Consider the following 22624-nt stretch of genomic DNA (forward strand, 5'->3'; position numbering starts at 1 on the left):
CCGGGGCATGAACGCGACACCCCCACCACCGCCCCCGGCGGCCGTCCCCGGGAGCCGGTGGGCCGTCACCGGGCGGGGCAGGGTCATCGCCGGGCTCTGCGTCCTCACCGCCCTGCTGATGGCGCTGAGCTCCCTGATCCCCAACGGCCCCGCCACCGGCAACCTCGGCAGCCTCGTCCAGACGTTCCTCCCCTGGGCGGGCCTACTCGTCCTGCCCCTGCTCGCCGGCGCGCTGCTGCGCCGCTCGCGCACGGCCCTGATCGCCGTCCTGCTGCCCGTACTCACCTGGACGGGGCTCCACGGCCCGGCCCTGCTGACCGACCGGGGCACCGGCGGCCCCGCGGGGCTGACCGTCGCCACCCACAACGTCGACGACGCCAACCCGGACCCGGCCGGCGCCGCCCGGGCCGTCGCCGCGTCCGGGGCGCAACTGATCGCGCTGGAGGAGCTGACCCAACCCGCGACGCGGACCTACGAACGGGAGCTGGCCGCGACACACCCGTACCACGTGGTGGAGGGCACGGTGGGCCTGTGGAGCACCTTCCCCCTGCGCGACACCGGGGCCGTCCCGATCATGCCGTGGACCCGGGCCCTGCGCGCCACCGCCGACACCCCCGGGGGGCCCGTCACGGTGTACGTCGCCCACCTGGCCTCCGTCCGGCTGCGTCCCGGAGGCTTCGCCACCGAGCGCCGCAACGCCGCCGCCCGCAACCTCGACGCCGCCCTGCGCGCCGACCCCGCCCCCCGCGTCCTGCTGATGGGCGACCTCAACGGCACCACCGCGGACACCGCCCTGGCCCCGCTGACGTCCCGGTTCCGCTCCGCGCAGGAGGAGGCGGGCAGCGGCCTCGGCTTCAGCTGGCCGGCCCGTTTCCCGGTGGCCCGGATCGACCAGATCCTCGTACGGGGCCTCTCCCCGATCTCCGCCTGGACCCTCCCGCCGACCGCGAGCGACCACCTCCCGGTGGCCGCGTCGATCCGCTTCTGACCGTCCGCGCCTCCGGCCCGACCTGCCCCGACGGCAGGGGCGTTGCCCCCGAACCCGCGGTCCGCCACCCCCGGTCGACCCACCCCGGAATCGGGGCGACCACCCGCATCCTGATCCGCTAGGCTGTCTGCGGTCCCGCCTTCGTAGCTCAGGGGATAGAGCACCGCTCTCCTAAAGCGGGTGTCGCAGGTTCGAATCCTGCCGGGGGCACCAGGGAAAACGGCCCGGAGCGATCACGCTCCGGGCCGTTTGACTGCACTGATTGACGGCAACGGGGTCACGAACCTGGGCGCCGGCGCCTCAGCATCCGGTCCATGTGGCTGATCGCCTCCCGCTCCGTGTCGTCCACAACGTGTGTGCAGACGTTGATGGTGATGCTGATCTGGCTGTGCCCGAGGATCTCCATGATGGCCCTGGGCGCCACCCCGGCGGCGGTCAGCAGGGTCGCGCACCCGTGGCGGTAGACGTTCCGCGGCTCCTCCGTCCGACCGTTCCGGGTGGCGAAGACGGGGCCGTCCTCGGACCACGCCACCCCGGTCTCATGGAAGTTCCCGCGCTGCTTGAGACGGTGCCAGCGCAGTGGAGCAATGCACATCGCGGGCAGGGGAACGACCCGCTGTCGCCGGCTCTTCTGATCGTCGTGGTAGAGCTGGCCGCGCCGGCGCTGGGTCTGCTGGCGAACGTGCAGAACCCGCCCGCCAAGGTCAAGATCCGACCACCTCAGCCCCACCAGCTCGCCCCGACGAAGCCCCATCGCGATGGCCAGGACGAAGGCGGCATGGAGGGCCTCCCGCGCGTGCGGCCTCCAGGAACGCGAGTGTCTCGTCCAGCGTCCACGCGGGTGCGGGGAGCAGCCAAGCCATGGATCGACGCTCAGGAGCAACGCCGGGGTCATCCCCGCGGGTGCGGGGAGCAGCGCCGAGTACGCGGCCGTCCTCCGCGCCGCTGGGGATCATCCCCGCGGGTGCGGGGAGCAGCCCGCCGGCCGACGCTGGGTGAGCGTGGACGAGGGGTCATCCCTGCGGGTGCGGGGAGCAGTGGGCGAAGCTGGCCTGGAAGAGAGCGGCACGGGGGTCATCCCCGCGGGTGCGGGGAGCAGCACTGCTCGTCAACGCCGACCGCTGGATGGGCGGGGTCATCCCCGCGGGTGCGGGGAGCAGCCGCCACCGTTCAGCCGGACACCCGCCCGACCGGGGTCATCCCCGCGGGTGCGGGGAGCAGCCGTGGCCGTGGGCCCGTACGCCCCGCTTGCCGGGGTCATCCCCGCGGGTGCGGGGAGCAGAACCTGTACGCCTCCTGGCACCCCACCGAGGCGGGGTCATCCCCGCGGGTGCGGGGAGCAGGCTTTCCGAGCTGGGACTTTACGCGGGCCATTGAGCCTTCTGCATCACTTTCATCGAATCCGGCAAAAGGTAGATCTAAGGCATACGCCAGACGTTCCCGCCAGATGCCCATCGCAGCCGAGCAGCACGTCAACTCCGCGGGGGGCACCTGACAAGCGTCAACTTTCTGACGACAGCGTTTGACGACAACGTCGGCGGTCGACGACGACCACCGAGGCCTCCCAGGCGCAGACCGCTCACGCTTCCGGGCATCCCGCTTCAGCCGGAGGGAGGACTCCTGAAGCGGGTGTCGCAGGTTCGAATCCTGCCGGGGGCACCAGGGAAAAGGGCACCTACCGATTTCGGTAGGTGCCCTTTGACATCCACAGCCGACGTCAGCGACGGCAGCCGGCGGCGTTCGCGCCTCGGTCGTGTGAGGGTGGGGCCGGGGTGTCAGCTGAGGCCTCGGCTGCGTTCGCCGATCCTGTCGCCCTGGGGAGTGCCGGCGCGCTTGAGGGCAGCCTTGGTGTGTGCCCCGCCCTTCACCTTGCTCCGGATCGGACCGTCGAAGCCGTGACCGGCCGTGCGGGGCAGCTGGAGCTGTTCCGTCACCTTCGCCAGTACGGCCTGGACGTCCTGCTTCTGCTCTTTGCTCATCCCGTCGTCAACTCCCTCGGGAAGCACCCAATCGGACTACTCGGATCGTATGCAGATATGCGTACCAATGCACCCGGAACCGCACGTAAAGAAATCGCTTGCAGCAAGAATGACGACTCAGGGCTGCGCGGGCGGTCGCGGCGGTGTCGCGGGGCGTTCCGGGGTGCCCACTCCGGCCTGGATCAGTGACTCGGGGCAGGGCGTGCCGCGGGGGATTTGGTACTTCGCCGATATCCGGTACTGGCCGGGGGCCGGGACCAGGAGTTCCGTCCACACGTCGCCGAGGGCGTCCGGGGCCGCCTTGAAGAGGCAGCCGGCGGTGTTGGCGTACTCCTTCGGGGCGGCGGACGCGCCGCGGGCCCGGGAGGCGAACGTCTCCTGGGGGGCCAGGACCGGTTTGCCCGCGGCGTCCACCAGGCCCAGCCACGGCGAGTGGGGGATGCGGACCAGGACCCGTCCGGGCGCCTCGACGTCGATGACCATCCGGTCCGCGCCGGCCCGTACGACCTTCGCGGGGCCGGCCACCAGGCTGCCCGGGTCCTTGACCTCGAAGAGCTTCCAGTTCGCGTCTCCCCAGACCTCACGGAGGTACGGGAGGCCCTCGCGCAGGAGCTCCGCCTCGTCCTTGCCGCCCGAGTCGGGTTGGTCGGCGGGCAGGACGACGTAGTGCACGGCCCAGCGCTCCAGCCAGGCCCGGTAGGTCTCGGCGGTGAGGGTGTCGTCGTAGAAGAGCGGGTTGCGTTCGAGGTCCGCCTGCCGGTTCCAGCCGCGCGCGAGGTTCACGTACGAGGGGAAGGCCGAGGATTCGCGGTGGCTGCTGGCCGGGACCACCTCGACCCGGCCGCGGTCGGCGTGCGCCTTCTGCAACTGGGAGATCAGGGGGGCCAGCTCGCGGTTCCAGGCGGCGACCGGTGTGGTGCGGACGATGTCGGTGACGCTGTTGGTGGTGATCCAGACGGTGAGTCCCGCGAAGGCGAGCAGCAGCGCGCGCCGGCGCCCGGAGCGCGGGGCCGTGTACGGGAGGGCGGCGAGGAGGACCGCGCCGCCGAAGAGCATGACGAGGCGGGTGACGTTCGAACCGACCTGGGAGTCGATCGCCCAGGTCAGGAACACGCCGAGGGCGTAGACGGCCGCGGCGATCCGGACCGTCTTCCACCGCTTGGGTACGAGGAACAGGATGGCCAGGCCGAACATGAAGGGCAGCCAGGCCGAGCCGATCTTCATGGGTTGCGTCCCCGAGAAGGGGAACAGCCACGCGGACAGCCCGACCACGGCCGCCGGGGCCAGCCCGAGGGCGTACGCGCCCGGCCGTCGGCCGCTCAGGAACAGCGCGGCGGCGATCACCCCGAGGAACAGGCCGGCGACCGGACTGGCCGCGGTGGCCAGTGCGGCGAGCGGGGCGGCGACGGCGGCCTTGGCCCAGCGCCGCCGGGCCCATTTGCGGGGCCAGCAGAAGACGGCGGCGACGGCCCCCAGCGCGAACAGCACGCCGAGACCGAAGGTGACCCGGCCGGAGAGCGCGTTGCACAGCAGCCCGTAGACCCCGGCCAGGGCCGGCCACAGCGGACGCCGGACGGTGTCGCGGCAGCGGGTGAGGATCAGCGCGAGGAGTCCTGCCGAGCAGGTCCCGGCGATCATCATCGTCGTCCGGACGCCAATCATGTGCATGACGTACGGGGAGACCACGCTGTACGAGACCGGGTGCATGCCCCCGTACCAGGCGAGGTTGTACGCGGTGTCGGGATGCCGGCCCACGAACTCGGCCCACGCGTCCTGCGCGGCCAGGTCTCCGCCGCTGTTGGCGAAGGTGAAGAACCAGACGACGTGCAGCACGGCGGCGAGCGCGGTGGCGACGGCGACGGGGTGCCGGTGCGCAGCCGCGAGCGCCCGGGCCGCTATGCCGTCGGGCCCGGCCGGGGACGACGACTGGTCCCCGGGACCGGAGGGCGCCGACCCGGCGGGCACCTCGGCCGCACCGGACGTTCCCGCCGCGCCCGCGGGCTCGGCGGGGCTGCCCGACGGCCCGGAGGGCCGGGGCCGCCCGGACTTCTGGTGCTGCTCAGCGGTGGTCACCGATGACACTCTCTCCCCGGCACGTGCACGTGGGTGCCGTCCCGGTTACCTGGACGCGCCGCGGCGCCCCGGGGTTGCCCGGGGCGCCGGTCCGGCGCCGCTGCCGACGGCCGACGCGGTCGGCCGCAGCGGACGGCCGACGCCGTCAGCCGATGCGGACGAGCTTGCTGCCGATGCCCGGGGTGGCCAGCTCGGTCTTGAGCGCCACCGGTACCTTCACCTGGCTGGCGCCCTCGCCCACGGTGAGCACGCCGACCTCCGTTCCGGCCTTGGCCGTCGCGGGGAGCTTCGTACCTCCGTCGCCCAGCTTGATGTCCACGGTCAGCGAGGACCAGCCGACCGCCTGGACGTCGGCCGTCGCCACGACCGGGGTCCGACCGCCGAGGCCGTCGTCGACGTACCCGACGACGTCGCCCTTCTTGACGACGGGCGCGCCCTGGAGGGACTTCTGGGTGGCGATGAGCAGCGTCCGGCTCGCCGCGATGACGCTGTCGATGATCGGCGGCTTGTGCTGCCCGAGGACCGCGCCGACGATCAGCTGGTTGGTGCCGCCGACCTTCTTCTGCGCGGCGAACAGCAGGTTTCCGCCGGCCTTGGTCGTCGTACCGGTCTTGATCCCGAGGGAGTCATTGGCCGGGACCAGGCGGTTCCAGTTCGGCCAGGTCTTGCCGTACGGGTCGACCCAGCTGGGCATCCTGGTGATGTCCACCAGGGCGGGGATCTCGACGATCTTCAGGCCGAGCTTGACCTGGTCCTCGGCGGTGCTGACCGTCGTCGCGTCCAGACCCGAGGGGTCCGTGTACGTGGTGTTGGTCATGCCGAGTTCCTTGGCGGTGTCGTTCATCTTCTTGACGAACGCCTCCTGGCTCCCGGAGTCCCAGCGGGCGAGCAGTCGCGCGATGTTGTTGGCCGACGGGATCATGAGGGCGGCGATCGCGTCGTACTCGGAGATCTTGTCGCCCTCCCTGACCGTGTTGAGGGTCGACTCGTTGTCCGACTTGTCCTTCTGGCCCTCGGTCTCCGCGGTCTTGTCGATGTCGATCATCGCGCCCTTCTCACCCTTCTTGAAGGGGTGGTCGCGCAGGATGATGTACGCCGTCATCGACTTCGTGACGCTCGCGATCGGCACCGGCTTCTGCTCGCCGGAGGACCCGATCGTGCCGAGGCCGGCGGCAGCCATGGAGGCCTGCCCCTCGGTGGGCCAGGGCAGGTCGGGCTTGCCGCCGGGGAAGGTGTACGAGGACTTCGCGGTCAGCGCGAGCTGTGGCGCCGGCAGGGGGCGCACCAGTTGCACGACCGCGAGCACGACGGCGAGCAGCAGCACGATCGGTGCGTAGATCTTGAACCGTCGGACGGCGGTGCGCAGCGGGCTCGGCGGCGGGGGCGGGTTGTTCGTCAGGTCCGCCAGCATGTCGAGCGGCGGCCTGGGCGGCAGCGGCTGCTGCGTGGTCCGCTCGCTCTGGTCGAGCCGGTTCGCGGCCGGGGGCGCGGCAGCCGGACCCGCCGGGGCGGGCGGCTCGGGCGCGGCCGGGTACGCGGGGGCCGGCTTCGGCGGGGCCGGGGGCCCGGCCACGGGGGTCGGCTTCGGCGGGGCGGGGAGGTCACCGCGCAGCGGGACGAAGGTGCTGGACGCACGCTCCTCCCCCGCCGCCTTGGGCGCGTCACCGGCCGGCGCCGGCCGGGCGCCGCCCGGCTTCACGGCACGGAAGACGGCGGTGCGCTCGCTGTCGGAGCCGGCGCCGCCCTTGCCGTTCTCGTCGTTCTTGTCGTTCTTGTCGTTCTTGTCGTTCTTGTTGACCTTGTCGTTCTGGTCGGCCTTGGCCCGGTCGGCTCCGTCGGCTCCCTCGGGGGCCTTGCCGGCGCCGGCCGCGCCGGCCTTGGGGTCCCTGGCCGGGGCTGCGCCCTCGGCCGGCCTCTTCGGCGCGTCCGGGGTCGGGGTGGACCCGCCCGGGGCGGCGGGAGGCGCCGTGCCCGGCTTCACCGCGCGGAAGACCGCGGTGCGCTCGCCGTCGGCCGCGGCGGGCGGGGTCTTCCCTGGCGCGGGAGGCGCGGAGTCCGCCTTCACGGCACGGAAGACGGCGGTCCGCTCGCTGTCGGGGGCAGCGCCACCGGAGTCCCGGGCGTCCTTGGCCGCCTCGGCGTCCTGCGCGTCCCCGTCCCGGGCCGCGCCCCGGACGGGCTTCTCGGGCGCGTTCGCGGTCGGGGCGGGCTTGACGGGGGCGGCGGGAGGTGCCGCATCCGGCCTCACCGCACGGAAGACCGCGGTCCGCTCGCTGTCGGCCGCGGCCGGCTCGGCGCCGGGCTTGGCGTCCGGCTTCGGGGCGTCCGTGGCCGCGGCATTGGCATCGGCATCGGCCTTCGCCCCGCCGCCCGGCTCGGCGTCCGGGTCGCGGTCCGGCACCGCGTCCGGCTGCTCACGGGGCCTGAGCACCCCGAAGGCCGTGGTCCGGTCGTCCCGCGACGGTCGTCCCGCGCCGTCCCGGTCGGCAGCGGAAGCGGAACCAGAAGCGGAAGCGGCGTCGGAGCCGGGTCCGGAAGCGGGCTTGACGACTCCGAACGCGGTCACCCCGGGCTTGTCCGCAGCAGCGGTCCCGGCCGCCGCGCGACCCGAAGCGGAATCCAGCCTCGGCGCCCGGAACACCGCCGTGCGCTCGCTCTCGTCGGCCCGCGCGTCATCCTTGGCGGGGCCGGACTTCACGACACCGAAGGCCGTGGTCTCGGGCTTCGGCGCGGAACGCGGGTCGCGCGCCGGCGTGTCGGCGCCATCCCGCGCAGCCCCGGAAGCAGCACCCGAGCCCGTCCCGGGAGCAGCGTCGACGCCCGAAGCGGAAGCCGTGTCGGGCCTCGGGGCGGAACCGGACCTGCGCACACCGAACGCCGTCACCCCGGACGCGTCGTCCCGGTCCGCCGCGTCCGCGGGATCGGCGGCGTCCGCCGAACCGGAGCCCGATGTCCGCTCCGGCTCCTGCCCTGCCTTCCGCCCTGCCTTCTGCTCCGCGTCCTGCTCAACGTCCGACGGCGCGGACTGCCGTACGAGGCCCGCGAGCTTCGAGGGGCCCGCCGGGGAGTCCACCCGTCCGGGGGACGGCTTCGCGTCGGGAACGGCCTCGAACGCCTGGGTCTCGTCGGCACCCGCACCGGCGTCCCCGCCGGAGCCCGCACCCGTGCCCTCGGCGCCGCCGGCGCCCGTGTCGGCGTCCGCCTTCCCGGTGGACGCGGCCGGCTCGGCCGACGCCACCCAGGCCGCCACGGCCTCCTTCAGGGGGTCGCGGGGTTGGAACACCGACATCCTCGGATCCCGTTCCGCGGACGAGGACTCCGCCGCCCCCGACGCTCCTTCATCTACCGACTTGTCGGGGGACTCGCCCGCCACCGTTCCTCCTCGATCGCCGTCCGGTCGCTGTCCGAACCGTCTAACAGTGTCCCGTCTAGGGGGCATCGCCCCCGTGCCAGACGAGAACGACATAGCTGCGGGTTCCCCCACAAAGCGGCCACGCGCTCTCGACAGATGAATGTGAGAGGCGTCACCCTGTCACTCATCCACGCGGGGAGGCATGGATGGGCAGGAGCCGCAGAACAATTCCGGAGGAGCTTCTGCTGCTCGCCTTGGACCCGACCACGGGAACCACGGCGCAGCCGCAGTCGCTCGACCTCGGCCTGGCCGGGGCACAGCTAGTGGAGCTGGCTCTGGCAGGACGGATAGCCCCTGATGGGGATCGTATCGCCGTGGTGATGCCACGGCCGACAGGAGATCCGACTCTGGACTCCGCACTGGAACTGCTGCGCAGGCGCGGCAGCCCGGTACGGGCGGTCCACTGGATAGGCGGACCCCGGCTGGGGCTCCGCCAGATCTACCTCGCTCATTTGGAGCGTTGCGGCATGGTCCATGCCGTCGCGGGCCAGATGTGCGGGGTGTTGCCGACGACTCGCTACCAAGCGACCGACACGACGATCAGCCGGGAGATCCGTGCCCGGCTGGACAGTGCGATCCGCACCGGGGTACCCCCGGACCCGCGGACCGCGGCGCTCGCCGCCCTGGCCCACGCGGTCGGGCTCGGCAAGCACCTGTACCCCGGCAACGAGGGTCGGTCGTCCAGGTCCCGGCTGCGGGACCTGATCAGGCACGACCCGATGGGCGGCCTCGTGGCGCACGCCGTGATGGACGTCCAGAACGGTGTGGCCGCCCAGCCGCGCCGTGACCGTGCTCCGGCTCCGCCGGCCGCCCGGCCCCCGGCGAGCGGCGGCGTACCGCTGCAGCCGCGCCGGACGGGTGCGATGGCCCGCGTGGCCGCGCACTGACGGGTCGGCTTCGAAGTACGGCTGCAACCGGCACGACATGTACGGCAGGCACGACAGGCACGACCCCGTAGGACCCGCGACACCCCTGTGCACCGCCGCGGGCCCTGCTGCACACCGCTCCACCGCTTTGTCAGCACCTCGGCCGGAAGTCCCCCAAAGACCCGGTCCGCAGGTCGCCGGCGCGGGGGGGGGGGGGGGGGGGGGGGGAGGGAGGCCCCCCCCCCCCCCCCCCCCCCCTCCCCCCCCCTTCCCCCCCCCCCCCCCCCCCCCCCCCCCCCCCCCCCCCACACCCCCCCCCCCCCCCCCCCCCCCCCCCCCCCCCCCCCCCCCCCCCCCCCCCCCCCCCCCCCCCCCCCCCCCCCCCCCCCCCCCCCCCCCCCCCCCCCCCCCCCCCCCACCGCGGGTTGCGACCGCGCACCCCGCACTCGGCGGCCCGCCCGTACGCAAGCTGCGTACAGCGTGCGCGTTAGGGTGGGGGCATGTCCTCACCCGAGCAGCAGACCCCAGCCGCCGTTCCGTCCGTCTGGACCAGGCCCCGTCGCCGCAAGGAGCAGCCCGCGCTCAGCCGGGAGCAGATCGTCGCGGCGGCCGTGCGCCTGCTCGACGCCGAGGGCATCGAGGCGCTGAGCATGCGCAAGCTCGGGACCGGGATGGGCACCGCGGCCACCTCGCTGTACCGGCACGTCGCGAACAAGGACGAGCTGATCGAACTCGTCGTCGACGAGGTCTACGGCGAGCTGGCACTGCCGGAGGCCGGCGGCCCGGAGGGTTGGCGCACCGCCCTGTCCGGCAGCGGTCACAGCCTGCGCGCCATGATCCTGCGCCACCCGTGGGTGGCCTCCGTCCTCGGTCAGGTCGGCCTGGCCCACCTGGGCCCGAACCTGATGCGGATGTCGGAACGGATGCTGGAGCTGACCCTGGGTGCCGGTTTCCCGCCGGGCGAGGCGGACCTCGCGATCAAGGCGGTGATCTCGTACGTCAGTGGCGCCACGACCAGCGAGGCCTCCTACCTGTCCCTGCTCGCCCGCAGCGGGCTCAGCGAAGCCGAATGGCTCCGCTCGCTGGCGCCGGCGGACCGGAGCGCGCTGGCCGAGCACCCGCTGACGCAGGGCCACACCTCGATCCGCCACGACGACCCGGCGCGCGTGCGCGAGGAGAACTTCGACTACGGACTCCAGCGGGTGCTGGACGGCCTGGCGACCAGGATCACTCGGGACTGACACCACCCTGCGGGAAGACCGGCCCGCCGACGGCCGGGGCGAAGAAGCGGTCCACCTGCGCCTGGCGGACCTGGACCAGGGCGGGCGGCGACCAGCGCGGCGTCCGGTCCTTGTCGATGACCTGGGCGCGGATGCCCTCCACCAGGTCGGGAGTGGACAGCGCGGCACCGGAAACCCGGTACTCCTGCTCCAACACCTCTTCCAGCGAATCGAGTTCGCGGGCGCGGCGCAACGCGGCCAGGGTCACCTTGAGGGCGGTGGGCGACTTGGTCCGCAACACCTCCGAGGCCTCGCGGGCCGCGGCCACGCCGCTGCCCAGCAGCCGCGAGTGGATCTCCTCGACGGTGTCGGCGGCGTAGCAACGATCGATCCACTCCCGCTCGGCGGCGAGTTCGCCCCCGTGGACGGTGCCCCCCGCGTACGGGGCCAGGATCTCCCGGGCGGGGGCGCCGGCGAGACCGTGGGTGAGTTCGTCGAGGTGGGCGGAGGGCACGAAGTGGTCGGCGAGCCCGCACAGCAGGGCGTCCGCGGCGCCCACCGCGATGCCGGTCAGCGCGAGGTGGGTGCCGAGTTCCCCCGGAGCCCTCGACAGGAGGTGGGTGCCACCGACGTCGGGGACGAAGCCGATACCGGTCTCGGGCATCGCGACGCGGGAGCGTTCGGTGACGATCCGCACGCTGCCGTGGGCCGAGATACCGACGCCGCCACCCATGACGATGCCGTCCATGAACGCCACGTACGGCTTCGGGTAGCGGGCGATGCGCGCGTTCAGCCGGTACTCGTCCCGCCAGAAGTCGAGCGAGGCGGTGCCCCCGGTGGACGCGTCGGCGTGGATGGCCCGGATGTCGCCACCCGCGCACAGACCCCGATCGCCGGCACCGCGCACCAGGACCTGGCTCACGAGGGGATCGTGCTCCCAGGCGTCGAGCGCCTCGGTGACGGCCAGCACCATGGAGTGGGTGAGGGCGTTCAGGGCGGCGGGGCGGTTGAGGGTGATCACCCCCGTACAGCCTCGGACCTCGGTCAGAACGGTGTCTTTATCGGCATTCACACCGGTCAGTATGTAGCTTCCGCACACCCGCGCAAGATCGTTCTTTTGTCCCCGGTGTCCCCCGAAGGCTTCTTCGACGGGGCACGGCCCGCAAATCGGCCGGCGGCCCGGCGGGGCGGTACCGTGCCGATGCCGGATCGGCGAACTGCGGCTCATGGGCCGATTTCTCACCCGTCCCGTCACGCACCCGCTGATGGCGGACGTCCGGCCGGCCGAGGACAGCGCCCGCGCGCCCCCTCCACGCCCCCGCCCGCGGCGTCGCCCGGTTCGCCCGGATCCGGCCGCGCACGCCCCGACGGGCCCGCTCCGGCACCCCGGCGCGGTGCGACCGGAACTCCAGCCTCGCCCCAGATGACCGACCGGAGGCCGTCGACGCACCTCTCCCCGGGCTGACGACGGGAGTGCGGCGAACGGGTCTCAGGAGTGTCGTCCGGAGGCTTCGGCGGGTGCGCCGGGACCCCCCACCGGGCAGGGCACCTCCAGCCATACGCACTTGCCGGACGCGCCGGGCCGCGCCCCCCACGAGCGGGCCAGGCGTTCCACGATCAGCAGCCCGTGCCCGCCGGGCCTGCCCGGGTCGGCCGACCCGGTGGCCGCGGCCACCGGGGGGTGCGGATTCGCGTCGGTCACCTCTATCCGCAGCCGTTCGTCCGTGCAGTCCAGTACGAGAGCCCCGGGGCCCCCGCCGTGCAGACAGGCGTTGGACACCACCTCCGAGACCAGCAGCAGGACGTCCTCGGCGGCGTCGCGCACGGCCTGCCGTTCGGTGGGCAGCCAATGCCAGGCGGTCAATGCCCTACGGGCGAAGTCACGACTGCGGGACACCGGGTCGGGCAGACCGTCGAGGACCAGGAGCCAGTTCCGGTCCCGCGGCGTTCGCTGCTCCATGGCCCTGTGTTCCCTTCCGCTGTGCCCTGCGCGCCCGCCGGCCCGCCGCGCCGGCTACCCGGCCGACGGCCGCAGCGCCTGCGCCACGTCGGAGTGGACCGGGAAGACCCCGTCGGCGCCGGTGATCCGGAACATGCGGGCGACGGGTCCGGTCAGACCGGCCAGTTCGAGGGTGCCTCCCGCCTCCTGCACCGTGATGCGGCTGTGCAGAAGCGCGTTCAGGCCGGTGGAGTCGCAGAATTCCAGACCCGCCATGTCGACGAGCAGCCTTCCGCCCCGGGCGGCCGCCGTTTCCAGTGCGTCCCGCAGGGGCGCCGCCGTGTCGTGGTCCAGCTCCCCGGCGAGTGTGAGGAGGACCGCATCGTCCACCGCCCGTACCGAGACGGTGAAGCGTTCGTTGTCCGTTCCCAGCACCATCCGGCATCACCCTTTTTCGTCCTGCTCGTGCTGCGCATGCCCGCGTCACCGCGGGATATGCGCGTGTTCCGACCGTGTCCGGCGTCCCGGCCCGCAGGTCACGCGCCGTCGGGCCGCTCGCCCACGCCCGCGACGCTACCCCGCCGACCCCGGTGGCCGGCGCATCCACGCCACGCGGCTCCACCCCCGGGCGTGGTCGCGGGGGGCCCCTCATGCGGGGCCTGGCTGCTCCGTGACCGGTGGCAGGCCCGCGCGCTGCCGGTAACGGTCCATGAGGTCGGTGACGGCGCGGAGGTCGTCCGTGCGCATTCCGTCCGCCCGCATCACCACGGCCCGGATCCCGGCCTCCCGCAACGCGTCGGCCTCCGCGTCGGCCTCTGCGGCGTCCTCCCGGGTCTGCCCGCGGGGCTCCTCGTCGAAGAAGTGGGCCACCGAGACGCCGAAGAAGCGGGCCAGGGCCACCAGGAGGTCGGGCGACGGGTTGGCCCGCCTACCGGTCCGCAGCTGTGAGAGGTACACGCCCCCGACCCTCAGGCCGGGATCGGCCCGCTTCAGCTCGTACGCCACCTCGGCGTTCGTCCAGCGGCCGCCGTCGGGGCGAACGGCCCGGAACAGGTCGTCGAGTCGTGTCGCGAGCAAGGGCCGTTCGTCGGTCGCGCTCATCGTGAAGCCCCCGGACCCGAGATAGCGGCTGGCTAATCAGGAGTTTCACAGATTAGCGGTCAGTTGACAATCGGCCTGGATTCAGCCACCGTGGAACCCGCCGATAGCTGTCAGCTAACTGGATGTACGGGGGTCATCTGGTGGGTTGCCGGTCGTGTCGAGGGTCGACCGACCTTCGGGGGCGCGCGGCCGGCAGGTCGGGACGGGAGCCACCCGTCCGACCCGACGGACATCGGCGTACGGGGGGGGAAGCGGGGGACGGGAGATGCCCGCCCGGTTTGACGGGGGATGCAAACCGGGCGGGAGTTCTCAACTCGCCTTGCGGAGCCTACTGTAGGCGGCCGCGACTTTGGCGAGCCAGGCGACTTCCGCACTGAAGTTGTCCGTGTCGCGGTCCTCGAAATCGCCCGCGTCCTTGTTGTCCTGCGGGATGGTGCCCGCCCGCTTGGCCTGTAGGGCCTGCCGGATCTGCGCGGCCTCGGTGAACGCCTGCCGGGACTCCGCCGCGAGATCCCCGTCGGTCCCGCCACCGGCCGGAGCGCCGGCGCCGCCCGCGGCGCGCTCGATGTACGGACGCAGGTCGCGCCACCCGTCACGTATCTCCACCACCCGCCGGTGGAGCCGGTAGTCGAGGTCGCGGACCGAGGTGCCGGGCGGCTCCAGCGCGATGTCCGGGAAGGACTCGTACAGGTCGCGCCAGAGCGGGTACAGGACGCGGTAGGCGCGGTAGGAACGGGTCCAGTCGAGGAGGCGGCTCACCACCGGCGTCCAGAAGGACATGGTCAGGCTGAGCGAGAGCGCGACGATGCCGAACGCGTCGAGGACGGACGCGAGGGCCTCCCGCCAGGGCCCGATCCCCACCCCTGCCGCGATGCTGAGGACGTTGACCGTCCGGACCAGGCCGTACACGAGGAGGATCACCGCCCCGACGAACAACATCCGCAGCCCGTGGCGCAGCGAGACGTTGTCGGTCATCCGGGCGTAGGGACCGCATTGGCGGACGATGGTGACGCACGGAACGGCCTGCGAGGCGATGAAGGCCAGCAGGTACACGAGGAGGAGCGGTTCGCCGCTGCCGTCGAATTCCGTGGGGCAGCGGGCCGGTCCGTCCGCGAGGAAGAAGAGGGCGGTCAGCAGCAGGTCGAGGGTGAGCCCGGTGGCCACCCAGAAGCGCGTCTTGCGCACCGCCTCCTGCCCGACGGCCGCCCAGCGCAGGAAGATGACCTGCGCGCTCACGCAGAAGGCGACCGCCGCCAGGTGCATGACGAGGATCGCAAGGTTGCCCACGCCCAGGAAGCTTTCGCTCCGCATGGCGACGGCACCCATGGTGAAGGTGAGGCACTGGAAGAACAGCGTGGTGATCAACGTGCGGTAGGCGCCGTCACGCCGGCTGCGCCGCCCCTGGCAGAGCCGGTAGGCGAGCGCGGCGTACGACGAGAGCGCCGCGATGACGAAGCACAGGGTTCTGATGGTGTTCACGGTGATGCTTGCTTTCCTACCGGTGCCACGGGTGCCACGAACGGTTCGGCCGGGCTGCCCGGCCGGTGGCCGACGCGCCGAGTTCAAGCGGAACCGTACCCGCCGGCTTTCCGGGCCCCCGCACCGGGCGGCCCGCGCGGACGCCGTGGTCCGCGCGGGCCGCCCCGGCCGGCGCGGACCTCCCCTTCCACGCCGGCCGCCCCCTGGAGATGGCTTCGCGTTACGCGACGGGCTGCTGCTGGGTGACGCAGTGGATCCCGCCGCCGCCGGCGCCGAGCCGGTCGATGTTGAGCTGCTCGACGGTGCGGCCCGGGTAAAGGCGGGCCAACGCGGTCTTCGCCGCGGCGTCGGGGCGGGTGTCGCCGAAGTGGGCGCTGATGACGGCGCCGTTGCAGACGTAGTAGTTGGCGTAGGAGGCGAGGAAGTCCGGGTTGGTGGAGCGGATCTTGTAGTAGTCGGGGCCCTGGAGCTGGTCGACCGCCATGCGTGCGCCGCCCGCGGTGGTGGCCGCGGACAGGACCTGGTACTGCTTGCGCGCGTCCTTGGCGTAGACGTCGTTGTCGGAGGCCAGGGGCATCTGGACGAGGGCCCGGCCGGGGGCGAGGAAGCGCGAGGTCGCGTCCACGTGGTCGTCGGTGATGTCCTGGCCGACGACGCCGTCGAACCAGATGACCTTGGTGGCGCCGTAGGCGGCCAGCATGGCGGCCTCGATCTGCGCCTGCGACTTGTTCGGGTTGCGGTTCTTGTTGATGAGGCTGCTGCGGGTGGCCATCAGGGTGCCCGCGCCGTCCTGCTCGATCGCGCCGCCCTCGCCCACCAGGGCGGCGGACGTGAAGGCCACGCCGACGTGGGAGGCGATCCGGCCGGCGACCAGGTTGTCCCGGGCGTGGGCCTGCTTCCTGCCCCACCCGTTGAAGTTCAGGCCGACGGCGTCCAGGCCGCCGGATCCGTCGGTACGGAAGACCGGGCCGGTGTCCCGCATCCAGCAGTCGTCGACGGGGATGGTGCTGATGACGGTGACGGACGGTCCGCACAGGGAGCGGGCCTTGGCGGCGCTGCCCGAGTTGGCGCAGAGGTACACCGGCTCGTACTTGGCGATGGTGCGGGCGATGAGCGCGATGTCCGCCTGGACGCCGCCGAGTTGGTTGCCCCAGATGGAGGTGCTGTCCGGCCAGGCCATCCAGGTGCGGGTGTGGCGGACGTCCTCGATCGGTACGCGGAACGCGCCCGCCGCCCTGGGGGCGGGCAGGGAAGCGGCCCCGGCCCGTCCTTCGGTCGCCGTGAGCGCGGCCGCGGCGGCGGTGATGCCCGCCGCCGCGAGGAACCTTCGTCTGCCCATGCCCCCGCCTGCGGGCCGGTTCGCCACGTGATCGTTCATGGGATTCCCTTCGATGCTCAACTTCCCGTCGGAACAACGGGGTTGGCCGGAAAGCTAAAACTGACCAAGCGCTCGGTCAATAGTTTGGACGAGGTCGTTCCGGCGGATCGGGAGAAACCGCAGGTGACGCACCGGAGTCTGATTAGAGTGACGCCATGGCAGCTTCCGCGAAGGACTCCGGGGACGCCCCCGTTCCCCCCGCCCGGGCCGGCAGGCCGCGGGCCTCGGTGAAGGGCGAGCAGACCCGGGCACGGTTGATCGCCGCCGCGCGGACCCTGCTCGCCGGCGAGCAGGCGGAACGCTTCACCACCCGCAACGTCGCGGCACTGTGCGGCGTTTCGCACGGTATGTGCCACTACCACTTCCAGGACCGGACCGACCTGGTCCTGGCGGTCATCGCGGACATCCGCCCCGAGTGGATCGCCCCGCTGGAGGCGGCCGTGGCCGCCCCCGGCTCCTTCGCCGAGCGCGCCGAGCGGGTGGTCGGACTGCTCGGACGGCCCGAGGGCGCCGAGCTCTCCCACCTCCACGCCGCCCTGCACTGGCAGGCGTTGAACGACGTCCGGGTGCGGGAGAGCCTGGAGGCGGAGTACCGCCGTTGGCACGCCTGCTTCATCGCCCTCTTCCAGGTCCTGGCCGACGAACGCGGCGGCGGTATGGACCCGCGCCCGCTCGGCCTGGCGGTGGCCGCGGCCGTCGACGGCCTGGCGGCCATGGACTCCCTCGGCGCCGGGCCGGGTACGGAGCCGGTGCTGCGGACCCTCGTCCGCGCGCTCGCCGCCGGGGCCTGAGCCGGTCCCCGCGGCGGGACCGGCGGAACCGCCCGCCCGCCGGCCCGCCTCACAGCTCCCTGCGGGCGGCGGAGATGGCCTCCGGGTCCCAGCCCGGGCGCGGCACCGACTCCAGCAGCAGCCGCGTGTAGGCGTGCCTCGGCGCCGCGAGCACCTCGGTCGTGGCGCCCGCTTCGACGATCCGGCCGTGGCGCATCACGACGATCTCGTCGGTGACGCACCGGACGACGCCCAGGTCGTGGGTGATGAAGAGGTACGCGATGCCCGTCTCCTCCCTGATGTCGGCGAGCAGGTTGAGGATCTGCGCCTGCACGGAGACGTCGAGCGCCGCGACCGCCTCGTCCAGGACGAGGACGGACGGTTCGACGGCCAGGGCCCGGGCGATCGCGACGCGCTGGCGCTGGCCCCCGGAGAGCAGGCGCGGCAGGGCGTCGGCGGCCCGGGTGCCGAGGCCCACCTGGTCGAGCAGTTCCCGTACCCGGGCGGTGTGGTCCCGGCCGGGGAAGTGCAGGCGCAGGGTCTCGCGCAGGGCCGCCTCGACGCTGGTGCGCGGGTCGAGGGACAGGTACGGGTCCTGGAAGACCATCTGGACCTCGCGGGCGCGGGCCAACCTGCGGACCCGACCCCGACCCGCGCCGCGGGCGGTACGGTCGCGACCGCCCACCAGGACCTTGCCCGCGTCGGCGCGCTCCAGGCCGACGATGATCCGCGCGGTGGTGGTCTTGCCGGAGCCGGACTCCCCCACGATTCCCAGCGATCCGCCCTCGGGCAGGACGAAGGACACGTCGTCCACGGCACGGACGGCTCCGTAGGCGCGGTGCAGCCCCCTGACCTGCAGTGCGTTATCGGGCATCGACGGCGCTCCCTTCGAGCCGGTCGCTGTGGTGGCAGGCGGCCAGGTGGCCGGGCCGGTCCGGGGCGGCCACCGGCAGCGGGACCTGCTGGTCGCAGACCTCGGTGGCCAGCGGGCACCGGGCGGCGAAGGCGCAGCCGTGCAGCTCCTGGCGCAGGTCCGGCGGCTGGCCCTCGATGGCGGCGAGCCGGCCCCGGGGGCCGTCCATGCGCGGGGTGGAGGCCAGCAGGGCGGCGGTGTACGGGTGCCGCGGGTGCGCGAACAGGGCCTCGGCGGGCCCGCTCTCGGCGATCCGGCCCGCGTACATGACGTAGACGCGGTCGCTGATGGCCGCCGCCAGGTCGAGGTCGTGGGTGACGAACAGCAGTCCGGTGGCGAAGCGGGCGCGGAGTCCGGCCAGCAGGGCTATGACCTCGGCCTGGGAGGTGACGTCGAGCGCCGTGGTGGGCTCGTCGGCCAGCAGGAGCGCGGGGTCCCCCATGAGGGCCGCCGCGATGACGACGCGCTGGAGCATGCCGCCGGAGACCTGCCCGGGATACTTGCGCAGCACGGCTGCGTCCAGGCCCACCGCCCGGAGGAGTTCGGTGGCCCGTGCGGTCGCCTCAGCGGGAGTCATGGTCCCGGTGAGGGTGACGCCCTCGGTGAGGAAGTCCCCGATGCGGCGCAGCGGGTTGACGGAGGCGCGGGGGTCCTGGAAGACCATGGCCACGGCGCCGGCGCGGACGGCGCGCAGCCGGTCCGCGTCCATGGTCAGGACGTCCTCGCCGGCGACGTTGACGCTGCCTTCCGTGACGGCGCCGGGCGGCAGCAACCGCAGTGCGCTGCGGCTGGTGATGCTCTTGCCGGAGCCGGACTCCCCGACGAGGGCCACGGTCTCCCCGGCGGCGACGGTGAGGTCGATGCCGTCGAGGACGGGCCGGGCGGTGCCCGGCAGGGTGATCCGTAGCCCCTGGATGTCCAGGGTGGGCGCCGGATTCGTGGGTTCTGGCGGTCTCATCGCGCCCTCCTGGCGATTCGGTCGGCCCAGCGTTCCCCGACCACGTTGAAGGCGACCACGGTCAGCACGATGAACACGCAGGGCAGGATCGCGGACAGCGGGTAGCCGTGCTGGACGGCGGTCTGGCCGTCGAAGACCATCCGGCCCCAGTCGGGGGTGAGCGCGGGCACGCCGAGTCCGAGGAAGGACAGGCCCGCGAGGTCCATCAGGGCGTAGCCGAAGTTGATGGTGGATTGGGCGAGGACGACGGGTGCGATGTTGGGCAGGATGTGGCGCAGGCAGATCTGGAGCGCCGAATGCCCCTGGACCTGGTAGGCGCTGACGTACGGACGGGCCCGTTCGGCGAGGACCAGGGAGCGGGTGAGGCGGCTGACGTAGGGCAGGTAGGCCACGGACAGGGCGATGACCGGGGCGATCAGTCCCTCGCCGTACACCGAGATGATCAGGATGGCGAGCAGCATGCCGGGGAAGGCGAAGACGAGCTCGGTGCTGCGGGACAGCACGGAGTCGAGCCGGCCGCCGCGCCAGGCCGCCGCCGTCCCGACGGCGATGCCGGCGACGGTGGAGAAGGCGACGACGCCGAGCGGCCCGAGCAGGGAGGTGCGGGCGCCGAGCAGCAGCCGGGAGAGGGTGTCCCGGCCAGCCGCGTCCACGCCGAGGGGGTGTGCGGCCGACGGGGCGGCGAGGGCGTTGCCCAGGTCGACGGCGTTGGGGTCGTGCGGTACGAGCCAGGGCGCGAACAGGGCGGCGAGCACGACGAGGGCGACGAGCACGAGACAGGCCAGGTGGAGCGGGGAGCCGGTGGCGCGGATCCGGGAGAGGCCGGGCCTGCGGGTCAGGGCGGTGGTCATGCGGTGCTCCTCGTTCCGAGGGTCACCCGGGGGTCGACCAGGGGCAGCAGCAGGTCCACGATCAGATTAACGATCATGAAGAGGGCGACGATGATCAGGGAGATCGCCTGGACGGTCGGGAAGTCCTTGGTGGTGGTGGACAGTTCGAGGAGCTGGCCGATGCCGCCGATGCTGAAGGCGGTCTCGACGAGGATCGTGCAGACCAGCAGGGTCGAGACGATGAGGCCGCCGGTGGTCAGGACGGTGCCGAGCGAGTTGCGGAAGACGTGCCGTCGGATGACCTGGCGTTCGGGGACGCCGCGGCTGCGGGCGACGGTGACGTGGTCGCCGTCGAGGGCTTCGAGCATGGCGGAGCGTGTGACCCGGGCGAGCATGCCGATCAGGTAGAGCGCGAGGGCGACGGACGGGAGGGTGAGGTGCAGGATCAGGTCCCCGAGGCTCCCGTCGCCGGCGCCGCTGCTGGGGAACCAGCCGAGGTTGACGGCGAAGAGGCCCTGCAACAGGACGGCGGCGACGAACGACGGCGTACCGACGGCGATCGTGGTGGCGACGAGGATGGCGGAGTCCGTGGCCCCTCCGCGGACGGCTGCGACGCGGCCGAGGAGGAGTCCGACGGCGACGACCACGGCCAGCGACATCGCGATGAGCGCGAGGGTGGTGGGCAGGCGGTCGGCGAGCAGCCGGGAGACGTCGGTGCGGTAGGTGATGGACCGGCCGAAGTCGCCCTGGAGCACGTCGCCCAGCCACCGGAGGTAGCGGACGAGGAAGGGGTCGTTCAGGTGGTACTGGGCGTTGATCGAGGCGAGGGCCTCCGGGGAGGCCGAGCGGCCGGCGAGCAGGAAGCTCGCCGGGCTGCCGGGCGCCAGGTACATGGCGCCGAAGACCACGAAGGACGCGGCCAGGAGGGTGGCGGCCATCTCCGCCACCCGTCGTACGGCGAATCTGACGAAACTCACTGAGCTGCCCCCACGTCGGCGGCCCACGGGTAGTACATGTAGGAGATCGTGGTGGGGGCGCCGGTGATCCGCTTGTTCATGAACAGGGCGGTGGGCCACTCCGCGACGGGGATCCACAGGAGTTGCCCGGAGGCGTGCTGCTGGAGCTTCGCCTCGATGTCCATGCGCTGCTCCGTCGGGTAGACGGCGGAGGCCTCGTCGACGAGCCGGTCGTACTCGGGGTCGCTGTAGCCGGCGAAGTTCATGTAGGCGCCGGTCTTGAAGTTCGTCAGCAGGTCGAGCGGGTCGGTGATGGAGTCGTAGTAGGTGAGCGGGAACATGTCGATGCCCTCGCGTGCCTGCGGGTCGGTGAACAGTGCGGTGAAGGCGTTCGGGGCGATCGTCTTCAGCCGGATGTCCAGACCGATGCTCGTCCCCGCCGCCTGGACGGCGGTGGCGAGGAGGGAGACGTCCTGGCCGATGGAACTGGTCGCCACGGTCAGCGACTTGCCCGTGGCACCGGCCTCCTTGATCAGGGCTTTGGCCTTCTCGATGTCCTGCCCGGTGGGTGGCAGGCTGTCGAAGGCCGTCTTCAGCGTCCGCTCGGGGGCGGCGGCCCAGGCGGCGCGGGTGGTGAGGGAGTTGGTGACGGTGCCCGACCCGCCCAGTCCCGCCTTGACGAAGCCGGAGCGGTCCAGGGCCAGGGACAGGGCCCGGCGGACCCGGAGGTCACCGAGGGGGCCCTGCATGTTGGTGATGTTGACGTTGACGGTGCTGAGGCCCTCGCCGAAGTAGAGGGTGCCGGCGTCGGCGGCGCGCAGCCGGGCGTAGCTCTCGGTGGGGATCAGGTATCCACCGTCGGCCTCGCCGCTGAGCAGGGCGTTCGTCCGCGCCGAGGGGTCCGTCAGGATGCGGAAGACGGCCTTCTTCGACTTGGCCTTGGTGCCCCAGTAGCCGTCGAACCGCTCCAGCTCGATCGACTGGCCCTTGTTCCAGGTGCCCAGCTTGAAGGGGCCGCTGCAGCCGAGCCCGCCGGTGGTGCCGTAGTCCTTGCCCGCCGCCTCGACGGCCGCCTTGGAGGCGACGACCCCGGCGGCGGTGGCCATGTACTGGGGGAACTGCGAGTCGGGCTTCTTGAGTTCGACGGTGACCTGGAGCGGGCCGCTCTTGGTGATCGAGGCGACGTTCTGGAACACCTGCGCCCAGGCCGCCGCGTTGTCGGGGTCCGTCTGTCGGCCGAGGCTGAAGACCACGTCGTCGGCGGTCATCTCCTTGCCGTCGTGGAAGCGCACGCCGGGCCGCAGGTCGTAGACCCAGGTGGTGGGGTTGGGGTTGGAGGCCTGTCGGGCGAGGCCGGGCTCGGTGGTGAGGCCCGGGGTCCAGCGCATGAGGCTCTCGCACACGTTGGACAACACGGTGTTCTGCGGGTAGTCGAAGGCCACCGTGTAGTCGAGGGTGGGCGGCTCGGCGTAGACGGCCCAGGTGAAGGAGTCGATCTCGCCCTGGGCCTCGGGAGTGGTGGCCGACAGCTTGACGTCGGTGACGGCGCCACCGGCCCCGTCCTTCGGCGGCCCGGAGCAGGCCGCGAGGAGGGCGAGGGAGGTCAGGACGGCCGTCGCGATCCCGGCCCGGGAGGCGGCCCGACCGGGGCGGAGGCGTCTGCGGGTGAGGGGTGGGGAGGTGGTCATCGTCGCGCTCTCTGTTCCGAGGGATGCGGTGGAGGAGCGGGCGGTCCGCCGGGGCGGACCGCCGGGAGCGGCCG

The 22624-nt window shown here is 72.8% G+C and carries 18 protein-coding genes, 1 tRNA gene, 1 pseudogene and 1 CRISPR repeat array; of the genes and pseudogenes, 5 read left to right on the forward strand and 15 right to left on the reverse strand.

The window, feature by feature from the left end; translation table 11 throughout:
- The first annotated feature begins 7 nt into the window (after positions 1 to 7).
- Complete coding sequence (locus tag ACZ58N_RS13670; protein WP_471158625.1) at positions 8 to 988, forward strand: endonuclease/exonuclease/phosphatase family protein; 981 nt, start codon at positions 8 to 10, stop codon at positions 986 to 988.
- Between the two features lie 137 nt (positions 989 to 1125).
- Positions 1126 to 1201, forward strand: a tRNA-Arg gene (locus ACZ58N_RS13675).
- Positions 1202 to 1265: 64 nt separating this feature from the next.
- Here the strand turns inward: ACZ58N_RS13675 and ACZ58N_RS13680 are convergent.
- From ACZ58N_RS13680 to ACZ58N_RS13695, 4 genes and pseudogenes are all read right to left on the reverse strand, one after another.
- Positions 1266 to 1824, reverse strand: a pseudogene (locus ACZ58N_RS13680) (tyrosine-type recombinase/integrase); the annotation flags it as partial.
- Positions 1825 to 1874: 50 nt separating this feature from the next.
- A CRISPR array of direct repeats spans positions 1875 to 2331; the repeat unit is 30 nt; unit sequence CGGGGTCATCCCCGCGGGTGCGGGGAGCAG.
- A 432-nt stretch (positions 2332 to 2763) separates the two neighbouring features.
- Positions 2764 to 2967 carry a hypothetical protein gene (locus ACZ58N_RS13685; protein WP_471158627.1) on the reverse strand — a complete coding sequence of 68 codons (204 nt, stop codon included), beginning with the start codon at positions 2965 to 2967 and terminating at the stop codon, positions 2764 to 2766.
- Positions 2968 to 3084: 117 nt separating this feature from the next.
- Entirely contained in the window at positions 3085 to 5040 is a 1956-nt protein-coding gene (locus ACZ58N_RS13690; protein WP_471158629.1) for an MFS transporter, read from the reverse strand.
- Positions 5041 to 5185: 145 nt separating this feature from the next.
- Positions 5186 to 8329 carry a hypothetical protein gene (locus ACZ58N_RS13695; RefSeq protein ID WP_471158630.1) on the reverse strand — a complete coding sequence of 1048 codons (3144 nt, stop codon included), beginning with the start codon at positions 8327 to 8329 and terminating at the stop codon, positions 5186 to 5188.
- Between the two features lie 269 nt (positions 8330 to 8598).
- Between ACZ58N_RS13695 and ACZ58N_RS13700 the strand changes: the two genes are divergently transcribed.
- Positions 8599 to 9339: a GOLPH3/VPS74 family protein gene (locus tag ACZ58N_RS13700; protein ID WP_385584227.1), complete on the forward strand. Its 741-nt coding sequence runs from the start codon at positions 8599 to 8601 to the stop codon at positions 9337 to 9339.
- A 479-nt stretch (positions 9340 to 9818) separates the two neighbouring features.
- Complete coding sequence (locus ACZ58N_RS13705; protein ID WP_471158633.1) at positions 9819 to 10559, forward strand: TetR/AcrR family transcriptional regulator; 741 nt, start codon at positions 9819 to 9821, stop codon at positions 10557 to 10559.
- On the opposite strand, the gene ACZ58N_RS13710 is transcribed toward ACZ58N_RS13705, so the two are convergent.
- The 6 genes from ACZ58N_RS13710 to ACZ58N_RS13735 form a co-directional block, all read right to left on the reverse strand.
- Positions 10546 to 11610, reverse strand: coding sequence for an enoyl-CoA hydratase/isomerase family protein (locus ACZ58N_RS13710; protein ID WP_471158635.1), 1065 nt, complete (start codon positions 11608 to 11610; stop codon positions 10546 to 10548). The genes ACZ58N_RS13705 and ACZ58N_RS13710 overlap by 14 nt on opposite strands.
- Positions 11611 to 12027: 417 nt before the next feature.
- Positions 12028 to 12498 carry an ATP-binding protein gene (locus ACZ58N_RS13715; RefSeq protein ID WP_471158636.1) on the reverse strand — a complete coding sequence of 157 codons (471 nt, stop codon included), beginning with the start codon at positions 12496 to 12498 and terminating at the stop codon, positions 12028 to 12030.
- Positions 12499 to 12552: 54 nt separating this feature from the next.
- Positions 12553 to 12915 (reverse strand): STAS domain-containing protein, encoded by a 363-nt coding sequence (locus ACZ58N_RS13720; protein ID WP_471158638.1) that lies wholly within the window; start codon positions 12913 to 12915, stop codon positions 12553 to 12555.
- A 210-nt stretch (positions 12916 to 13125) separates the two neighbouring features.
- Positions 13126 to 13578, reverse strand: a complete 453-nt coding sequence (locus ACZ58N_RS13725; RefSeq protein ID WP_471158641.1) for an XRE family transcriptional regulator — start codon at positions 13576 to 13578, stop codon at positions 13126 to 13128.
- Positions 13579 to 13887: 309 nt separating this feature from the next.
- Entirely contained in the window at positions 13888 to 15057 is a 1170-nt protein-coding gene (locus tag ACZ58N_RS13730; RefSeq protein WP_471158642.1) for an MAB_1171c family putative transporter, read from the reverse strand.
- Between the two features lie 220 nt (positions 15058 to 15277).
- Entirely contained in the window at positions 15278 to 16435 is a 1158-nt protein-coding gene (locus ACZ58N_RS13735) for an agmatine deiminase family protein (protein ID WP_471158644.1), read from the reverse strand.
- A 155-nt stretch (positions 16436 to 16590) separates the two neighbouring features.
- Between ACZ58N_RS13735 and ACZ58N_RS13740 the strand changes: the two genes are divergently transcribed.
- On the forward strand, positions 16591 to 17226 hold the full coding sequence (locus ACZ58N_RS13740; RefSeq protein WP_471158647.1) for a TetR/AcrR family transcriptional regulator: 636 nt from the start codon (positions 16591 to 16593) through the stop codon (positions 17224 to 17226).
- Between the two features lie 49 nt (positions 17227 to 17275).
- On the opposite strand, the gene ACZ58N_RS13745 is transcribed toward ACZ58N_RS13740, so the two are convergent.
- From ACZ58N_RS13745 to ACZ58N_RS13765, 5 genes are read right to left on the reverse strand one after another with little or no spacing between them, the layout of a single operon-like run.
- The gene (locus ACZ58N_RS13745; RefSeq protein ID WP_471158649.1) at positions 17276 to 18079 is read right to left on the reverse strand and encodes an ABC transporter ATP-binding protein; all 804 of its coding nucleotides are present in this window, start codon (positions 18077 to 18079) and stop codon (positions 17276 to 17278) included.
- Complete coding sequence (locus ACZ58N_RS13750; protein ID WP_471158651.1) at positions 18069 to 19076, reverse strand: ABC transporter ATP-binding protein; 1008 nt, start codon at positions 19074 to 19076, stop codon at positions 18069 to 18071. Before ACZ58N_RS13750 ends, ACZ58N_RS13745 begins: the two co-directional genes overlap by 11 nt.
- Positions 19073 to 19927: an ABC transporter permease gene (locus ACZ58N_RS13755; protein ID WP_471158653.1), complete on the reverse strand. Its 855-nt coding sequence runs from the start codon at positions 19925 to 19927 to the stop codon at positions 19073 to 19075. The genes ACZ58N_RS13750 and ACZ58N_RS13755 overlap by 4 nt, the downstream gene beginning before the upstream one ends.
- Positions 19924 to 20883 (reverse strand): ABC transporter permease, encoded by a 960-nt coding sequence (locus tag ACZ58N_RS13760; protein WP_471158655.1) that lies wholly within the window; start codon positions 20881 to 20883, stop codon positions 19924 to 19926. The genes ACZ58N_RS13755 and ACZ58N_RS13760 overlap by 4 nt, the downstream gene beginning before the upstream one ends.
- Positions 20880 to 22550 (reverse strand): ABC transporter substrate-binding protein, encoded by a 1671-nt coding sequence (locus ACZ58N_RS13765; protein WP_471158657.1) that lies wholly within the window; start codon positions 22548 to 22550, stop codon positions 20880 to 20882. Before ACZ58N_RS13765 ends, ACZ58N_RS13760 begins: the two co-directional genes overlap by 4 nt.
- Positions 22551 to 22624 lie beyond the last annotated feature (74 nt).

It is taken from the genome of Streptomyces sp. NPDC040432 (assembly GCF_055595445.1).

Excerpts from the sequence above, each read along its gene's own strand:
- ACZ58N_RS13670 (WP_471158625.1), top strand. The coding sequence starts at position 8 with ATGAACGCGACACCCCCACCACCGCCCCCGGCGGCCGTCCCCGGGAGC.
- ACZ58N_RS13685 (WP_471158627.1), bottom strand. The coding sequence starts at position 2,967 with ATGAGCAAAGAGCAGAAGCAGGACGTCCAGGCCGTACTGGCGAAGGTG.
- ACZ58N_RS13695 (WP_471158630.1), bottom strand. The coding sequence starts at position 8,329 with ATGTCGGTGTTCCAACCCCGCGACCCCCTGAAGGAGGCCGTGGCGGCC.
- ACZ58N_RS13700 (WP_385584227.1), top strand. The coding sequence starts at position 8,599 with ATGGGCAGGAGCCGCAGAACAATTCCGGAGGAGCTTCTGCTGCTCGCC.
- ACZ58N_RS13705 (WP_471158633.1), top strand. The coding sequence starts at position 9,819 with ATGTCCTCACCCGAGCAGCAGACCCCAGCCGCCGTTCCGTCCGTCTGG.
- ACZ58N_RS13715 (WP_471158636.1), bottom strand. The coding sequence starts at position 12,498 with ATGGAGCAGCGAACGCCGCGGGACCGGAACTGGCTCCTGGTCCTCGAC.
- ACZ58N_RS13720 (WP_471158638.1), bottom strand. The coding sequence starts at position 12,915 with ATGGTGCTGGGAACGGACAACGAACGCTTCACCGTCTCGGTACGGGCG.
- ACZ58N_RS13725 (WP_471158641.1), bottom strand. The coding sequence starts at position 13,578 with ATGAGCGCGACCGACGAACGGCCCTTGCTCGCGACACGACTCGACGAC.
- ACZ58N_RS13735 (WP_471158644.1), bottom strand. The coding sequence starts at position 16,435 with ATGAACGATCACGTGGCGAACCGGCCCGCAGGCGGGGGCATGGGCAGA.
- ACZ58N_RS13740 (WP_471158647.1), top strand. The coding sequence starts at position 16,591 with ATGGCAGCTTCCGCGAAGGACTCCGGGGACGCCCCCGTTCCCCCCGCC.
- ACZ58N_RS13745 (WP_471158649.1), bottom strand. The coding sequence starts at position 18,079 with ATGCCCGATAACGCACTGCAGGTCAGGGGGCTGCACCGCGCCTACGGA.
- ACZ58N_RS13750 (WP_471158651.1), bottom strand. The coding sequence starts at position 19,076 with ATGAGACCGCCAGAACCCACGAATCCGGCGCCCACCCTGGACATCCAG.
- ACZ58N_RS13755 (WP_471158653.1), bottom strand. The coding sequence starts at position 19,927 with ATGACCACCGCCCTGACCCGCAGGCCCGGCCTCTCCCGGATCCGCGCC.
- ACZ58N_RS13765 (WP_471158657.1), bottom strand. The coding sequence starts at position 22,550 with ATGACCACCTCCCCACCCCTCACCCGCAGACGCCTCCGCCCCGGTCGG.